This is a genomic window from Microbacterium sp. SORGH_AS_1204 (assembly GCF_030818935.1).
Taxonomy (GTDB): Bacteria; Actinomycetota; Actinomycetes; order Actinomycetales; family Microbacteriaceae; genus Microbacterium.
In genome coordinates, this window is the sequence record NZ_JAUTBD010000001.1 from 3,383,929 (window position 1) to 3,399,813 (window position 15,885).

17 protein-coding genes and 1 pseudogene are annotated in these 15,885 nt (G+C 66.7%); 9 read left to right on the forward strand and 9 right to left on the reverse strand.

From position 1 onward, the window contains the following. Positions 1 to 211 precede the first annotated feature (211 nt). The 3 genes from QE410_RS15560 (at position 212) to QE410_RS15570 (ending at position 2,986) form a co-directional block, all read left to right on the forward strand. Positions 212 to 1,516, forward strand: coding sequence for an aminotransferase class V-fold PLP-dependent enzyme (locus tag QE410_RS15560; protein ID WP_307333670.1), 1,305 nt, complete (start codon positions 212 to 214; stop codon positions 1,514 to 1,516). Further along, positions 1,513 to 1,968: a Fe-S cluster assembly sulfur transfer protein SufU gene (gene sufU / locus QE410_RS15565; RefSeq protein WP_307333672.1), complete on the forward strand. Its 456-nt coding sequence runs from the start codon at positions 1,513 to 1,515 to the stop codon at positions 1,966 to 1,968. The genes QE410_RS15560 and sufU overlap by 4 nt, the downstream gene beginning before the upstream one ends. Before the next feature lie 583 nt (positions 1,969 to 2,551). Next, positions 2,552 to 2,986 carry a hypothetical protein gene (locus QE410_RS15570; RefSeq protein ID WP_307333674.1) on the forward strand — a complete coding sequence of 145 codons (435 nt, stop codon included), beginning with the start codon at positions 2,552 to 2,554 and terminating at the stop codon, positions 2,984 to 2,986. A 241-nt stretch (positions 2,987 to 3,227) separates the two neighbouring features. On the opposite strand, the gene QE410_RS15575 is transcribed toward QE410_RS15570, so the two are convergent. Both QE410_RS15575 and QE410_RS15580 read right to left on the reverse strand, forming a co-directional pair. Further along, entirely contained in the window at positions 3,228 to 4,205 is a 978-nt protein-coding gene (locus tag QE410_RS15575; RefSeq protein ID WP_307333676.1) for an SRPBCC family protein, read from the reverse strand. Between the two features lie 19 nt (positions 4,206 to 4,224). Then, positions 4,225 to 4,587 carry a helix-turn-helix transcriptional regulator gene (locus tag QE410_RS15580; protein WP_307333678.1) on the reverse strand — a complete coding sequence of 121 codons (363 nt, stop codon included), beginning with the start codon at positions 4,585 to 4,587 and terminating at the stop codon, positions 4,225 to 4,227. A 258-nt stretch (positions 4,588 to 4,845) separates the two neighbouring features. On the opposite strand from QE410_RS15580, the gene QE410_RS15585 reads away from it, so the two are divergent. From QE410_RS15585 to QE410_RS17180, 5 genes and pseudogenes are all read left to right on the forward strand, one after another. Continuing rightward, positions 4,846 to 5,664, forward strand: a complete 819-nt coding sequence (locus tag QE410_RS15585) for a hypothetical protein (protein WP_307333680.1) — start codon at positions 4,846 to 4,848, stop codon at positions 5,662 to 5,664. Next, on the forward strand, positions 5,661 to 7,697 hold the full coding sequence (locus tag QE410_RS15590) for a Mu transposase C-terminal domain-containing protein (RefSeq protein WP_307333682.1): 2,037 nt from the start codon (positions 5,661 to 5,663) through the stop codon (positions 7,695 to 7,697). Before QE410_RS15585 ends, QE410_RS15590 begins: the two co-directional genes overlap by 4 nt. Next, on the forward strand, positions 7,694 to 8,743 hold the full coding sequence (locus tag QE410_RS15595) for a TniB family NTP-binding protein (RefSeq protein ID WP_307333684.1): 1,050 nt from the start codon (positions 7,694 to 7,696) through the stop codon (positions 8,741 to 8,743). The genes QE410_RS15590 and QE410_RS15595 overlap by 4 nt, the downstream gene beginning before the upstream one ends. A 149-nt stretch (positions 8,744 to 8,892) precedes the next feature. Further along, on the forward strand, positions 8,893 to 10,671 hold the full coding sequence (locus QE410_RS15600) for a zinc-ribbon domain-containing protein (RefSeq protein WP_307333686.1): 1,779 nt from the start codon (positions 8,893 to 8,895) through the stop codon (positions 10,669 to 10,671). Further along, a pseudogene (locus QE410_RS17180) lies at positions 10,610 to 10,846 on the forward strand (zinc-ribbon domain-containing protein); the annotation flags it as partial. The gene QE410_RS15600 and the pseudogene QE410_RS17180, both read left to right, overlap by 62 nt. Positions 10,847 to 10,924: 78 nt before the next feature. Here QE410_RS17180 and QE410_RS15605 read toward each other — a convergent pair. The 5 genes from QE410_RS15605 to QE410_RS15625 all read right to left on the reverse strand — a co-directional run bounded on the left by QE410_RS15605 (position 10,925) and on the right by QE410_RS15625 (position 13,284). Continuing rightward, positions 10,925 to 11,128: a hypothetical protein gene (locus QE410_RS15605; protein WP_307333687.1), complete on the reverse strand. Its 204-nt coding sequence runs from the start codon at positions 11,126 to 11,128 to the stop codon at positions 10,925 to 10,927. Between the two features lie 99 nt (positions 11,129 to 11,227). Next, positions 11,228 to 11,473, reverse strand: a complete 246-nt coding sequence (locus QE410_RS15610) for a hypothetical protein (RefSeq protein ID WP_307333689.1) — start codon at positions 11,471 to 11,473, stop codon at positions 11,228 to 11,230. 45 nt (positions 11,474 to 11,518) lie between these two features. Then, the gene (locus QE410_RS15615; RefSeq protein WP_307333691.1) at positions 11,519 to 11,899 is read right to left on the reverse strand and encodes a hypothetical protein; all 381 of its coding nucleotides are present in this window, start codon (positions 11,897 to 11,899) and stop codon (positions 11,519 to 11,521) included. Positions 11,900 to 12,433: 534 nt separating this feature from the next. Next, positions 12,434 to 12,937: a GNAT family N-acetyltransferase gene (locus QE410_RS15620; RefSeq protein ID WP_307333693.1), complete on the reverse strand. Its 504-nt coding sequence runs from the start codon at positions 12,935 to 12,937 to the stop codon at positions 12,434 to 12,436. Beyond that, on the reverse strand, positions 12,934 to 13,284 hold the full coding sequence (locus QE410_RS15625) for a helix-turn-helix transcriptional regulator (protein ID WP_307333695.1): 351 nt from the start codon (positions 13,282 to 13,284) through the stop codon (positions 12,934 to 12,936). Before QE410_RS15625 ends, QE410_RS15620 begins: the two co-directional genes overlap by 4 nt. A gap of 56 nt (positions 13,285 to 13,340) precedes the next feature. On the opposite strand from QE410_RS15625, the gene QE410_RS15630 reads away from it, so the two are divergent. Beyond that, the gene (locus QE410_RS15630; protein ID WP_307334579.1) at positions 13,341 to 14,693 is read left to right on the forward strand and encodes an NAD(P)-binding domain-containing protein; all 1,353 of its coding nucleotides are present in this window, start codon (positions 13,341 to 13,343) and stop codon (positions 14,691 to 14,693) included. 50 nt (positions 14,694 to 14,743) lie between these two features. On the opposite strand, the gene QE410_RS15635 is transcribed toward QE410_RS15630, so the two are convergent. Both QE410_RS15635 and QE410_RS15640 read right to left on the reverse strand, forming a co-directional pair. Further along, complete coding sequence (locus QE410_RS15635) at positions 14,744 to 15,142, reverse strand: low molecular weight phosphatase family protein (RefSeq protein WP_307333697.1); 399 nt, start codon at positions 15,140 to 15,142, stop codon at positions 14,744 to 14,746. Between the two features lie 20 nt (positions 15,143 to 15,162). Continuing rightward, positions 15,163 to 15,837: a helix-turn-helix domain-containing protein gene (locus QE410_RS15640; RefSeq protein ID WP_307333699.1), complete on the reverse strand. Its 675-nt coding sequence runs from the start codon at positions 15,835 to 15,837 to the stop codon at positions 15,163 to 15,165. Positions 15,838 to 15,885: the final 48 nt, after the last annotated feature.

The following is a 15,885-nucleotide window of genomic DNA, read 5'->3' on the forward strand; positions in this document are numbered from 1 at the left end:
TGTGCACATGTGCCAGTGGTCACCTCGTCACACCTGCAATTCACCCCGGCGGCGGGTCGTCAGCTCGATGGGTTTGCGTCCCCGAGCGCTCGCGGCGACCACCCGGCACCGCCACAGCAGGTCGATCTGCAGATGCGGACGAGGTGTCAGCTCGATGGGGCTATGTGACTCTCACGGCACCCACTCACCCCGTGCGCCGTAGCCTGGAACAGTGACACTCCCCTTCGACGTCGACGCCGTGCGCGCCGACTTCCCGATCCTCGAGACAGAGATCGACGGTCACCCGCTCGTCTATCTCGACTCCGGCGCGACAAGCCAGAAGCCGCGCGCCGTGCTCGACGCCGAACGCGACTTCCTCGAGCGCGCGAACTCTGCCGTTCACCGCGGCGCCCACACGCTCGCCGCCGAGGCCACCGAGCTGTTCGAAGACGCCCGCGTCACCGTCGCCGAGTTCGTCGGCGCCGAGCCCGAGCAGCTCGTCTGGACGAGCGGCGCCACCGCCGGCCTCAACCTCGTCGCCGGGTCTCTCGGCTACGCCGGGCGCCTGCGCGAGGACGACGAGATCGTCGTGACCGAGGCCGAGCATCACGCCAACCTCATCCCCTGGCAAGAACTCGCGGCCCGCACCGGCACGCGCCTGCGCCACATCCCCGTGCTCGACGACGGCACCCTCGACATGCACGCCGCGGCCGACCTCATCGGCGAGCGCACGAAGATCGTCGCCTTCCCGCACGTGTCGAACGTGCTCGGCATCGTGAACCCCGTCGCCAAGCTCGTCACCCTCGCCCGCGGCGCCGGCGCGTTGACCGTGCTCGACGCGTGTCAGTCGGCGCCGCACCTCGCGCTCGACCTCCCGGCATCCGGGGTCGACCTCGCCGTCTTCTCGGGGCACAAGGTGCACGGTCCGTACGGCATCGGCGCCCTGTGGGGCCGCGACGAGGTGCTCGAGTCGCTGCCGCCCTTCACCTTCGGCGGCTCGATGATCACGACCGTCACCCTTGATAAGGCCGAGTACCTGCCGCCCCCGCAGCGCTTCGAGCCCGGTACGCAGCCGGTGTCTCAGGCGGTCGCCTTCGCGGCGGCATTGCGGTGGCTCGGTGCGCATGACCTCGACGCAGCCCGGGCTCACGAAGCGGCGCTGGAGAGGCGCATGCGCGATGGACTCCGCTCGATCGACGGCATCCGTCTGCTCGGAGACACGGATACCGCCGAGCGCGTCGCCCTGCAGGCCTTCTCGGTCGAGGGGGTGCACGCGCACGACGTGGGGCAGTTCCTCGACAGCCGCGGCGTCGCCGTGCGGGTCGGGCACCACTGCGCGCAGCCGCTGCACCGTCGCTTCGGGGTGACGGCATCGGTCCGCGCGAGCGCCGCGATCCACACGACCGAGGCCGAGGTCGACACGTTCCTCGACGCGGTGTCGGGGGTTCGCGGGTTCTTCGGCGTCGCCTCTCCCGCGGTTACGACGGGTGCGGGTGGCCCGGCCGGCGGCGCAGGCACGGCGGGAGTCTCCGCATGAGCGGTCTCGAGTCGCTCTACCAGGAGCTCATCCTCGACCACGCCAAGAACCGGCGCGGCTTCGGTCTCGCCGACCCCGGCGACCACAGCGCCACCGTGCACCAGCGCAACCCCATCTGCGGTGACGAGATCACCCTCCGCGTCGACGTCGACGGCGACCGCGTGGCATCCGTCACCTGGGAGGGCGCGGGCTGTTCGATCTCGCAGTCCTCGGCATCCATGCTCGTCGCGCTGCTGCACGAAGACGGCGGAGACGAGGGGATGCCGCGCGCCGACGTCGAGGCACTGATCGGGGAGTTCCGCGAGGCGCTGCGCTCGCGCGGCAAGATCCCCCTCGACGAGGAGCGCTTCGCCGACGCCGCCGCCCTGTCGGGCGTCTCGAAGTACACGGCGCGCGTGAAGTGCGCGATGCTGGCGTGGGTCGCACTGGAGGAAGGGCTGCGGCAGGCCTGAGGACGCGCGAGCGTGGGACAGCCTCCGTGCCGGGGCCGCGCACAACCTCCGCGATGCGCACAAACTCCGTCGCCCACGACCGCACCCGGCTGAGGTTGCGCACATCACCGAGGATGCGCGCGCTTTGCGGCCCCCGTGGCGACGGCCCCGCCGCAAGACGACCGCGCGCCGGCCGCACACAACCTCCGCGATGCGCACAAACTCCGTCGCCCACGACCGCACCCGGCTGAGGTTGCGCACATCACCGAGGATGCGCGCGCTTTGCGGCCCCCGTGGCGACGGCCCCGCCGCAAGACGACCGCGCGCCGGCCGCACACAACCTCCGCGATGCGCACAAACTCCGTCGCCCACGACCGCACCCGGCTGAGGTTGCGCACATCACCGAGGATGCGTCCGCCCCGACGCGCGCTACCCTGCCGACGGCCCCGCCGCAAGACGACCGCGCGCCGGCCGCACACAACCTCCGCGATGCGCACAAACTCCGTCGCCCACGACCGCACCCGGCTGAGGTTGCGCACATCACCGAGGATGCGTCCGCCCCGACGCGCGCTACCCTGCCGTGAGACCCGAGAGGACGGATGCCATGGCCACCGGATTCAGCGACGAAGAACGCGCGGCGATGAAGCAGCGCGCCGAGGAGCTCAAGGCCATGAAGGGCCTGAAGGGCCTGGCGAAGCTGCAGAAGGAGAACGAGGCCTGCCTCGAGGCGATCGAGAAGCTCGAGGGCGTCGACCGCGCGATCGCCGAGCGCGTGCACGTCATCGTGCTCGAGGAGGCGCCGCACCTGAACCCGAAGACGTTCTACGGCTTTCCGGCGTACGCGAAAGACGGCAAGGTCGTCGTCTTCTACCAGCCGGCGTCGAAGTTCAAGACGCGCTACGGAACGGTGAGCTTCGACGAGACGGCGCGGCTCGATGACGGCCCGATGTGGCCGGTGTCCTTCGCGGTGCTCGAAGTGACGGCCGAGGTCGAGCAGAAGATCCGCGACCTGGTGCGGCGGGCGGCGCCGGCGCGCTGACGCCGATCGCCCCCGTCGCTTCGGCGGGTGAGGCCCCCCGCCGGACCGCTCCCGCCGCCGCACTCGCTGCTCGTCTACCCCGGGGATAGTCGCGGCGCTGCACAACTCCTGCAGATCGCGCACTCGCGCGTCGCGCGCAGCGGTTCGGCGGCGATTCGCAGGAGACATGCGCCGCCGCGGTTGGGCTCGGTCACGAAGGCGTCGCGGGGAGGCGGCCCCGACGCCGCGGCATCCGCCGGGCTCACGCCAGGACGACGCGCTCCATCCGCTCGAAGCTCTGCTCCATGCCGTCGACCATGCCGGTGGCGAGCACCATGTCGCGAGTCGTGGCATCCGGATACTCGATCAGCAGCGTGACGAGGGTTGCGCCGTCTTCCTCGTAGAACGACAGGTCGTTCGTGGTGGAGGGGTAGTCGGTGCCGGTCATGTGCTCGGTCTGCACGATGCGTCGGGGCTCGTCGATGAGCAGGGTCTCACCGTCGAAGCCGAAGCCTTCGCCTCCGGTGCCCGCCTCGGGTTCCCAAGCGATGCGGTAGCGCCCGCCGACGGAGACGTCGACCTCGCTGACGCTCATGCGCCAGCCGTCGGGGCCGAGCATCCACTGCCGCATGAGGTCGGGGTCGACGTGCGCGCGCCAGACGAGCGCACGGGGGCCGTCGATGAGTCGGGTGATGCGCACGTGCTGATCGTCGAGGATCTCGAGCTGCGTGCCCTTGCCCTGCGCGAACTCGCGCAAGCCGAGGAGCACCGCGTCGAGCTGGTTCATCGCCAGGGTCGAGCCCTCGACGGCCCCCATCGCCACGACCTGCTCGAGGGCGTCGGCCGAGGCGAAGTGACTGACGTTCGTGAGCCGCGAGCCCTCGGGAGTCCCCTCGAAGGTGAAGACCATGCGCATCGACGGCATCCCCTCGATGGGGTCGCCGTTCTCGTCGGCGAACGAGTCGATCGCCTCGAAGCCGCGGGGCTCGTCGATCGCGGTGAACTCCCACGCGCCGCCGGCCCGCTCCCCCTGCGGCGAAGTCATGTGGTACTTCGCCCGCCCGCCGACGCGGAAGTCGAAGGCGTCGAACGTGGCCGGCCATCCCGGAGGACCCCAGAAACGCTCGAGCTGGCGCGGATCGGTGAACACGGCCCACAAGCGCTCGGGACCGACCGGAAAGTCGGCGACCAGGGTCATGGTGAGCGCTTCGGCGTCGCTCTCGACGGATGTGACGGGCATGACGGACTCCTTCGTCGGTTCAGGGCTCGGTGGGTGGGGTGGATGCCGGGGCGTCGGACTGTGCGAGGAGCGCGTCGAGCCGGTCGATCCGGCCGCGCCAGAGGTCTTCGTACGAGCGGAGCAGTTCTTGCGCCCGGGCGAGGGCGGCGGGGTCGGCACGCACGAGCCTCACCCTCCCCTCCGCCCGCTTGGTGATCAGCCGCGCCTCGGCCAGCACGGCGATGTGCTTCGACACCGCCGCGAACGACATCGCGTAGGCCGCCGCGAGCTGCGTCACCGACTGCTCGGTCACGAGCGTGCGCCGCACGATGTCGCGCCGCGTGGCATCGGCGAGGGCGTGGAAGACCCGGTCGATGTCGGCGTCGCTCTGTTGTTCAACCATTTGGTTGCAAGTTAGCAGAGCGAATCCACGACGACAAGACACGTCTGTCGGGAACGCGTTGCGATGACACAACCCGGGCTTGCGTGACACAGGCAGGCGGTCGAATGACATCGAGTGTCACGACACGCCGATGACGACGACGGGATGTTCTTCGCTGCGGAAGAACATCGGAACTGGATAGAGGAGCGATGGGGGCTCCGATCAGCCCATCGTCCTCGCAACGTCAGACACCGATTTCGCTTGCGAGAGGTGATGCGGGTGCTCCCAGTAGCTGGACCTCAGCAGATCGTTCCCCGACGCCGCACATCGTCCACCGAGCTGCATTGGATTTCGCGCCCGGACGACAATGCACATCGCAAGCCCGGCGAGCACGAATACGCGGTCATCGGACGCGACCTTGGTGACCGAGACTGGGCGGCGATCGATCCCCTGCCCTTGCGTAAATCGAAGGGCCTCCGCTTCAGATTCACGCCTAGCCTGTACTTCTGGCAACCAACAGGAACCCATGTGTGGTGCGAGTCCCAGGAGGAGCGCTGGGAGGTCCTGTGGCTGGAGTACAGCGGACAGGTGGAACGACTCTGGGCGCAGCCGATGGCGATAACTTTCGGGCACGGATCGCGGTTGTCGGGGTACTCGCACTTCCCGGACCTGATGGCGCTCTTCACTGATGGCTCATACGGCCTGCTCGATGTGCGTCCTGCCGACCGGGTCGATGACGCGGCGCGCGTTCAGTTCGCTGAGACTGCCACCGCTTGCGATGCGCTCGGGTGGCGCTACCGAGTGCTGACGGGCCACGACAAGCGTGCGACCGGCAATCTCGACAGCCTGTCTGCGTCTCGACACGACCGGTGCCGACCTGGCCGCGAGACCGAAGTGCTCATCCTGAGCGCGGCACGCGGGGGCCGAAGCCGCGGCGATCTCTGTCAGATCGCTTCTCCCGACTGCCCGCCACTGGCGTGCGCCTGGGTCGACAACCTTGCATGGCGCCGACTCCTTCACGTCGATCTCGGTGGTGTGTTCAGCAGCGAGACGGTCTACACGACAACCGAAGCGGCATTGGCGGGAGCGGCGGCATGACCAACGAAGAATACAAGCTCAAGCTCGGCGCCAAGATCGAGATAGATGGGGAACTGTGGGTGTGGGAGCGGGTGCGCCGAGGCGTGGAGGCAGCACTTCGCCGCGACGGCACCGAGGACGATTGGCTCGTCATTTCGATGCCCGAACTCATCGCCTTCGCTGGCACCGCTCGTCGACACTCGAGTACGCCACTTCGCCCCACCTCAGGGGACTGGCCGCCTGACGTGCTCGACATGGAGAAGCATCTGCTGGAGGTCTTCCGTGGCGTGCCTATGGACCCGAACGCGGTCGGGGCGCGTCCGGGGTATGACCTCACCCAAACGACGCAGGAGCAGCGGATTTCTGCGAAGGTCGCGGAGTTGGCGGGCACATCTCTCGCGCGCAGCCGCAAAGCGCTGTTCAACTACTGGAAGGTGTACGAGTCGGAAGGTGTCGCCGGCGTAGATGCTCGGTTGCACCCGAAGGGTCAGAAGCGGCTAGTGATCAGCAAGGCGGATCCTCGCCTCATCGCCGTCATCGACCGCGAGCTCGACGATCGAATCAACCTGCACACGAGCAGTCGCCGTCACCGCGCCGCCCTAGTCCGGCGCAGGCTGGAGGCGATGTATCCGGGCGATGCGATCTGCGACGTGAAAGCCACGACGCTACAGACCTACATCAACGAGCGCGATGCTGGCCGGTACAGCTTCGCGAAGGCGACGACGCGCCGCAACACCTCGAACAGTCCGGACCGAGAGTACTTCTCTGGAAACTCCCACCGACTCGGACAGGTGTGCGAAATCGACTCGACGACGCTGGACGTCCAGGTGTGGGATGAGAAGGGCAACGAGTTCCGCCCCATCGTGACCGCGCTTTTCTGCGTCGCAAGCAGAGTTCCGTTGGCGTGGGCAATCCACGCCAACCGCCCGAACGGGTTCGATCACGCGCTGCTCTTGGCCAGAGCAATTGTCGGACGCAGGGCTGTACCTGGCTCATCCGCGGCTGCGCTCTCGGGTTCAGCGACGCTCCCCGTGAAGCTGATGAAGAGGATCAATCCCTACCTCGACGACGAGTCGCTCGCCGTGCCATGGATCTTTCCGCACGCGATCACCGTCGACGGCGGCGCCGACTTCCGGTCAGCAACTTTCGAGGCCGCCTGTCGAGCCTTCGGGATCACGCTCGTTCTCGCCCCACCGAACGCTCCGGCCACAAAGCCCCACGTCGAGCGAAACTTCGGCACGACATCGACCGACTTCGCGCAGTGGTTGACCGGCTCGACGGGTAACTCGGTCGCTAACCGCGGAAAGCACGACAATCCGACTCTCACGCTGGATTCGGTCCGGCTCGCCTTCGATGCCTGGATTACGACGGTCTTCCTGAACAAGCAGCACGGCGGACTGCGCTCTCCGCTTTTCCCGGGTCGCGAGTGGACACCGAACCAGATGTACGCGGCATTGTTCGAAGTCGGACCCGGAGTTCAGCTTCCGTTCCGAGCGGAGGACTTCCTTGCTCTCCTCCCCTCCGAAGGTCGGATCATCAGCGACGAAGGGATCGAGTTCCGGAACCGTAAGTACGACTCGCCGCTGTTGGCGGACCTTCGAAATCGCTCGCTCTCAGGTGCTCCTGCCGGCTCGCGACAGGCGCGCACGTTCTCTATCCGCTTCGATCCCTGCAACGACAATGCCGTCTGGGTCCAGCACCCCGAAACCGAAGAATGGATCGAGTGCTGGGACAAGGGGATCGACGATCGGAGTGCGTGGATGGCGTCCGAGACCGAGATCCGGCTGGTCGAGCGCTTTGGAACCGGTGCACCGGGCGAGACGCCGATGACGGCTGAGCTCCTTGACGACATCGAACGGCGTGCGCGCAACGACAAGCGAGAGCGAAGCCGCCAACTCAAGGGAGTTTCATCTGGGCTCGGCAAGGCCGCAATTCCGCCCGTAGAACCCGTCGCGTTCGAGCTCGCCGAGGGGACCGTACCGATCAGCATCGACGACATCGACTGGAGCTCGTCGCGCTACGACATCGTCACAGTGAAAGATCTCCGCGCGTGACCCTCGACGCCCTGGTGCTAGAGCACGCGAGCAAGACCACACTCCCTGGCCTGCGCGAGGCGCTCTTCGCCTTGCCAGCAGCGCCCCCCTCGATCTCGTTCGCGGACTACCAAACATTACCTGCGGACCAACGCGAGCTCCACGATCAGGCGCGGGATGACTTCGTGCGCCTGACCTTAAGGGTGCCAACCCCAGAGCAGGATCTCAGTACACGCATTCTGGCGCGACTCATCCGATCGAACCCGCGACGCAAGAACTCACGCCGCGGGCTGATGATCTCAGCCCCACTGTTCTACGGGAAGACCGAGCTCGCCCTCCTCCTCGCCCGATCCGTCGAGAATGATCACGCAAAGCACGCCCCGAACTACCGCATCGACGGCGAGGTGCCGGTTGTCTGGGTGGAGATGACGGAGAACGCAACGGGGAAGTCGCTGCTGACGCAGATCATCCGGTTCCTGGCGCCGACGGCGACCGTGGCCGCATCGAGCAATACAGATGTACTCCGAGTGCTCGCGGTGGACCTCCTCCGCGCCCATCGAACCAAGCTGCTTGTGATCGATGAGGCCCACCACTTGGGAGGAAAAGAGCCGTCCAGCGTCATCAAGGCACTGCAGAACGAGTCGACGACGACAGTCGCCCTGGTGGGAATCGACCTCGGCAGCGGCACGGCATTCGGATCGGGTCACGGCATGCAGGTCACCATGAGATGCGACATGGTCGAGTTGCGCGAAGTGAACATCAAGAACGACGCGGGACTCGCGCTGTGGACTCTCTGGGTGGCAACCTTCGACCGAAACCTCCCCCTCTGTGGTCACGTCCCAGGCCTGCTCACCCGCAACGCCCTCTCACTCCACAAAGCGACTCGAGGGCGACTCGCAGTGCTTGCCATGGTGGTCGAGCGCTTAGTCGCGTCAATCCTCGACGACCACTTCCGTCAACACGAAGAGGTCACCAAACAGCAGCTGTTCGCTGTCCTGGATGGAATCCGGCACACTACTCCGATCCGCCATAGGGTGAAACTCGAAGACTTGGTCGATGCCGCGTGACCGACATCCGAGCGTGGCCGATCCGGCCCAAGTGGCATCGACTAGAGTCACCGCGCTCATACGCCCAGCGCCAATGTCAAGCCGCGGGCATTCCTTTCCAGGACGTCGAAAGAGGTCTCACCTCCCCGGCGCAGCCGTACATCTACCGAGTGTGGAAGAACGAGGCCGCAGCAGCGGTCACGGTGGAAGCTGCCGCGGGACGCGCCCCCGGCCACTATCTTCGGCTCCGGCGCATCGCCCAGCCCGACCAAGCCGTGAAGTATCACCCTCGGTTCCTCTGTCGACTCTGCGCCGCTGGCGATCGAGTCGAACAGATTCCCCACGACCGCGAGAACTGGTGCCTGCGCCACCCTGGGCAGATGGTGTGGACGGGGCCGGGCAGCACTCCGGAAACCCAGCTCGTTGTTGTCTACGACCGCATCCAAGCGAAGGCTGAGCGCACGTTTCGGCGCATGGTCGCCTTGGGTCGCGTGAGTGCCCGGTTGCACGCCCGTGTGTGGGAGATGGTGAGGGACAGTGCCCAGCTCGCATCCCGTAGACAGCACCCGGATGGCGCCGCAACTGAGGACGAAGGCCCCGAGGTCCGAGCACGTGCGGAGCAATACCCGCTGATTGTCGCCCTCATGACTACTCTGTCCGACACAGCCACCATCGACGGCTGGAGCTCCGAGTCCCCCGCAACTCTTCGGCGCGAGATTGCACGATCCCTCCCCGTTGACGTCGACAGTTGTGAGGTCCTGGTGGAGCGGATCGTCTTGTGGCTCAGACCGACGCGCCGTGTGCGCCGCGAAACCCGTCGCGAACCGTTGGATGTGCCGATGGATCTCGTTGACACTCCCAAGATCGTCGACGCTGCAGCGCCGTATCCGAGATGGATACAGCGTCGCCCACAGGCCGTCGCCGAGTGGGACTGGGCGCGCAACGACCCGAGCTTGGACCCCTGGGAGGCGTCGAGCACGTCCAAGCGCGCTTGGTGGGTCTGCGACGCCGGCCACTCCTGGGAAGCAGTCATCGCGACCCGCGCACAGTCCGGCTGTCCCTATTGCGCGGGTCAATCTGTCTGGCCCGGGCACAACGACCTCCGCACGCGCAATCCCGCCGTCGCAGCCGAATGGGACGACTCCCCCGGCGCCAACGCGGGAAACCCCGACCACGTCGGAGCTCAATCCGCCCGCCGGGCGACCTGGAAATGCTCAAAGGGCCACGTGTGGACAGCGACCATTCGGAACCGGACGAGACTCGGCGCGGGATGTCCGTACTGCTCTGGCTACTTCGCGATCGCCGGCGAGACTGACCTGGTCACGCTCCGACCGGATCTCGCCGCCGAGTGGGACCACGAACGCAACGGCGACCTGGCCGCAACAATGGTCGGGATCGGCTCAAGCAAGAAGGCGTGGTGGACCGCATCCTGCGGTCACGGTTGGCAAGCGGTGGTCAACAAGCGCACCCTGGCTGGACAGAACTGCCCTTACTGCTCACGGAAGCGCGTGCTGTCCGGCGACAACGATCTCGCCACCGTCCGCCCCGATCTCGTCGCCGAGTGGGATACGCGTAATCGACTTCGCCCGGATCAGGTGCTCCCAAAGTCGAGGACCAAGGCGACGTGGCGATGCGCGAGAGGACATACCTGGGAGACGACGCCTCACAAGCGATCGAACGGCCGAGGCTGCCCATACTGCGCCGGCAATCGAGTCATCGCCGGCGAGACAGATTTGGCCTCCGCTAGCCCCGAGATCGCGAAGGAGTGGAGCCCCGACAACGCGCTGAGGCCAACCGATGTGAAGCCCTTCACGCTTCGAAAGGTCAAGTGGCTCTGCGCTCGAGGGCACTCGTGGGAGGCGACCGTCGCGAGTCGCTCGCACGGCGTTGGCTGCCCGCGCTGCCGTTCGAACGGCAAGCAGCGGGTCTCGTCCCACTCCGCAGTCTGACCACCACCACGCGATTCCGATCGGTCAAGCCGACCGGAGCGATGCGCGTCAGCTATCCGAGCGGTACGCCTCAAATGAGATGAGGCCACAGGAAGTACTTCCCCACTCGGGCAGAAGGGTTGCCTGGCAGTGCGCGGCTGGTCATCGCTGGGAGGCGGCGGTCTACAGCCGCTCGGCCGGTCGGGGGTTGCCCGCACTGCTCTGGTCGCTATCGACGGCCGAAGTAGGCGGCGGGCCTGGACGGCTACTGCGACTACTCCGACTCTGCCTCAGAGTCCGCTTCTTCGCGCCAGGAGTCATTGCAAGAAGGGTAGAGGTCGTCGAGCACGGCGAGAAGTTGTTCAGGCGCATCGCTCGGGTCATCGAATAGCGCGTCGGCGATTCGCTGTAGCTCTACGGCCGCCTCGGCGAGCGTGTAAAGGCGATCCGATCCGTCTGACGTTTCAGCGTTCTGCATCAGGCCTCCGTTCACAGGACTGGCAATCGGGACATGGCTTCGATGCATGGGGCGCGGACAACTGCGGCTGGAGGTCGCACCACCCGTGCAAGCAGATGGTTATCGATACCGACCTAGGGTTTCGAAGAGATAATGGTAGGCGTCGTCATCCAGCACTCCGGTGAGGTAGGCGTACTCGACAGCGTCAAAGCTATTGGGCCGTGCTTCCCAGTCATCGGTCAAACCCGTTGTGCGGTACGTCGGCTCGAACTGCCATTTCGACAGCGTCGCGACGAGTTCGTCTTGCGACATCTCACCGCTGCGGGCGCGTCGGACGATATCCATCGCCGTCGGGTTCTCGCTCATGACACCACCTCCCCCTCAGCCCCCCACACCGCCCGGATCAATTCGTCACGATGCAGGCTGGGCTAGTGCGAGGCTGCCGGGTCGCACGACTTCACCCACGCCGGCGGTGAAGCTGATCGCGCCGGTCCGACACCAGTAGAGAAGCAGCCAGTCGCGCAGTAGTTGGAGGTGCGCCTCTTGATCGCCGCGTGGTCTTTCCTGATCTGCGATGACGGTCAGCCAGTCGTGGGGTTCGAACATCGCATTCAGCAGTTCGGCAGGTGTCGGCCCCTGCGAATGCTCATCCCACCAGTCGCGCGCCGCCTCGTACGCATGCTGCGCGGTCGATAGACCGTTGGGCTCCGAGACGATCGCGATCAGGGCCTCGAGAAAGGGATCGCGCGCGACCATCTGGAAGCCGCCTACATCGACAAGATCGAAGCCCATAGGCAAGAGAATGCCATACCGATTAGGCCTACCTGAGGAGGCTTCGCGGCAAGCCTGAGAAGGTGCGCGCTGATCCGGACCCGAGCTCTGACTGGAGCGCATACGTCCGTGAGATTGGAACAAACATTCAGCGTCAGCGGCTCGCTGTTGGGTACAGTCAAGACCGGGTCGCATACGAAGCAAACCTCAGCAGGTACACGTTTCAGAAGCTCGAGAAGGGCGAGTCCCGACCAGACTCGGCCGCCAACCCACGCCTCATGACGCTGCTTGCAATTTCGCAGGTGCTGGGCGTGGAGCTATCAGCCCTCCTCCCTTCGCATCCGCCAGATCTGACCGCGCGGTAGGCACAGCCTCCATCTTCGCCCCGCTACCGCCCCGAACACGACCACACTTCACCTTCACAGAGGGGCCTGGTGCCGCCCCGCACCAGGACGACTTTCGCAACAGGGTTTTCCGCCGTGCCGACCCGCGAGACTCTGGCACGTAGTTGATCCAACCCCCGAATGGCGCAGGATCGATCGTTTTGCGCCATTTCTACTGCGGGCGGCGCCGCTCGATGAGGACGGTGTCGCGCCACTGGCCGGCCCAGGGGCCGTAGGTCATGAGGGCGATGCGTTCGCGTGTTCCGACGCGGCGGAAGCCGGCGCGCTCGTGCAGGGTCAGGCTGGCGGGGTTCTCGGGGAAGATGCTCGATTGGACGGTCCAGATGCCGGCGGCGTCGGCGTCGCGGAGGAACGCGCTTACGAGGTCGGAGCCGACGCGGCGCCCTAGGGCGTGCTGGGAGACGTAGACGGAATGTTCGACGACCCCGCGATACACCTCGCGGGTCGACACGGGGGAAGCGGCAACCCACCCCGCGACGTCGTCACCGTCAACGGCGACGAGACGACCGACCGCAAGCTTGCCGCGGTCGAAGTCTTGCCAGGATGGCGGCTCGGCTTCGAAGGTCGCGTTGCCGGTGGTGATGCCGTCGCGGTAGATCGATTCCACGGACGGCCAGTCATCCGCCCGCATGGGGCGGATGGTGAGGGCGGTCATGGTTGGAGGGCTCGAACAGCGGTGTCGAGCGCGTCGGTGACGACACGGAAGTAGGCCCAGCGTCCGCGCTGTTCACGGGTGGCAAGGCCCGCGTCGACCAGGAGCTTCATGTGGTGCGACACGGTGGGCTGGGACAGCCCCACCGGCTCGGTGAGGTCGCAGATGCACGCCTCCCCATCTCGGGATGCCGCGATGAGCGACAGGAGGCGCACGCGCGTGGGATCGCCCAGTGCCTTGAACGTGCGCGCCACCGCATCCGCTTGCTCCACGCTCAGTGCCGATGCCGCCGCAGTCGTGCAGCACGTCACGGTGTCGTCGGACGGCAGAACAGGCAACGGGGTCGGCATGAGACGATTCTGCCCCTCGTATTGACATTTGTCGATACATCAAAGACTCTCTACTCATCGACAGTCGTCGATACGAGGAGGAGAGTTTGATGGTCGCCACGTTGCCCGTCGTCATCATCGGCGCTGGCCCCCAGGGCCTCGCCGCCGCTGCACACCTGACCGAACGAGACGTCCCGGTCATGGTGCTCGAAGCAGGTGTCACGCCCGCGGCCGCAGTCTCCGAATGGGGGCACGTACGGTTGTTCTCGGACTGGTCCGAACTCGTCGACACCGCCAGCGCACGCCTGCTCGACCGCACCGGATGGACGGCACCAGCTACGGGGTATCCGACCGGCGCGCAGTGGGTGGAGAAGTACCTTGCGCCCCTCGCGGATGCGCTGGGGGAGCGAGTCACCTATGGCGCTCGCGTGACGGGGGTGTCACGTCTGGGGCGTGACCGGCTCGTGGACGCCGGTCGAGGTGACCAGCCGTTCACCGTGCACGTGCAGCCCACCGAGGGTGAGCCCTACCGGGTCCAAGCGCGCGCGGTCATCGACGCCTCCGGCACCTGGTCGACACCCAACCCCGCGGGAGCGGACGGCCTCCCCGCGCTGGGCGAGCAAGCCGCCGCCAGCCTGCTCTCGTACCGCATCCCCGACTTCCGCGATCGCGCAGGGTTCGAGGGGAAGCACACCGTCATCGTCGGCTCCGGGCACTCCGCCATCACCGCTGTGCTGGCCCTGGCCCGCATGGCTCGACGCGACCCGTCGACAACCGTGACCTGGGCGCTGCGGCGTGCAACAGCCGGCAACACCTTCGGAGGCGGGGACGCCGACGAACTCCCTGCCCGCGGGGCGCTCGGGATCAAAGCGAAAGAGGCCGTTGACGCTGGCCTCGTGTCGCTGGTGACCGGGTTCCGTGTCGAGCGCGTCGCGCGTGAGGGCGATCGTCCCGTGCTCGTCGCCGAGGACGGCCGCACGCTCACCGCCGACCGAGCCGTCGTGCTCACCGGGTTCCGGCCCGACCTGTCGTTCCTGTCGGAACTGCGCCTGGAGCTGGACCCGACGCTGCAAGCGCCGGTCCGCATCGCCGCGGAGGTCGACCCGAACGTACACTCGTGCGGGTCGGTCGCCGCCACCGGCGCCGCTGACCTCGCCCAGCCTGAACCTGACTTCTACCTCGTTGGAGCGAAGTCATACGGCCGCGCTCCGACCTTCTTGGCTCTCACCGGCTACGAGCAAGTACGCAGCGTCGCCGCCGAGCTCGCGGGAGACCACGACGCCGCACGCCGCATCGAACTGACCTTGCCCGACACGGGCGTATGCGGTGGCGCGGGCCTGTTCGACGCTTCCGGGGCACCCCTGGGTGGCGCGTGCTGCGCCCCGCCGGCGCAAGTTCTACAGATCGGCCGCGCTCCGGCCACCGTCTGACCAACTGAGGGAAGAGGGGTGGGATGCTGTGGCGTCCCGCCCCCTCGCGCTCAGCGGGTGAGGAGCGTCGCCTGGATCTTTTCGGAGACGGCTTCGCGCAGCGGGCGCACGGCGTCGGCGTCCCAGGCTTCCGGGTTGGGGAAGGACCACTCCAAGACCTCGCCCCGCGGGGTCGACGGGAGGGCCAGGCCCGGCTTCATCAACACCACAATGTCCGCCTGCTCGAGGTCATCGTCCGTGACCGCGCGGGGCGTCCGGTTCGTGATGTCCATGCCAAGTTCCGCCACGGTGGCGGCCACGGCGGGGTTCACCTCATCGGCGGGCGAAAGTCCCGCCGACGTGGCGGTGAACCTGTCGCCGGCGAGGTGTTCGAGAATGGCGGCTCCGAGCTGGGAGCGGCCAGCGTTGTGCTGGCAGATGAACAAGACGGTGGGGGAGTGATCGGTCACGGGTGCTCTCTCTCAGGTGGTCAGGATGCGACAAGTCGGGGAGCGAGTTCCGCGATCCGGCGCTCCAACTCGTCATAGGCGGTGTCGAAGGCGGCGTCGGTGCCCACTCGCACCGGATCGGGGATCGACCAGTGCAGACGCCCGGGCACGTGCAGTTCTTCGTGAGCGTTGTCGCAAACGGTGACAACGAAATCTGATGACGTCAGCACCGTCTCCAACGCCCTCGGCGCCTCATGGGGAAGATCGAGCGCGTGACGGTCAGCGGTGGCGATCGCACCGGGGGCGATGTGAGCGGCGGGATGGGTGCCACCGGAGGCGGCAGGAATGGTGCTGTGCGTTGACCACAGCGCCGCCGCAAGTTGCGACCTGGCCGAGTTGGCTGTACACACGAAGACCACGCGGCTTGCTCGTTCTTCTCGTCCCGGGACGAGGCCCTTGAGAGCGGTTTCTGTGAGGCGGACGTAGCTGCGCCGTTTGTCAGCCTCCGACCGCGACCGGGAGGCCATGCCTGCCCCCTCCAACACGTTCAGGTGATGGGCCACGAGATTCGCCGGCATGCCGAGCGTTGTTGCGATTTCGGAGGGAGACAGGTCGCCCAGTGTCAGGAGATCGACGATCCGCAGGCGCGACGGATCGCCAAGGGCGGCGTGCCGGGCGGCGCGCGCCTCCACCATGTCAGTTCGTTCGATGTTCATTGATTCAATCTTGACTGAAATACCTAGCGCGGGTCAAGATGGGGCCGA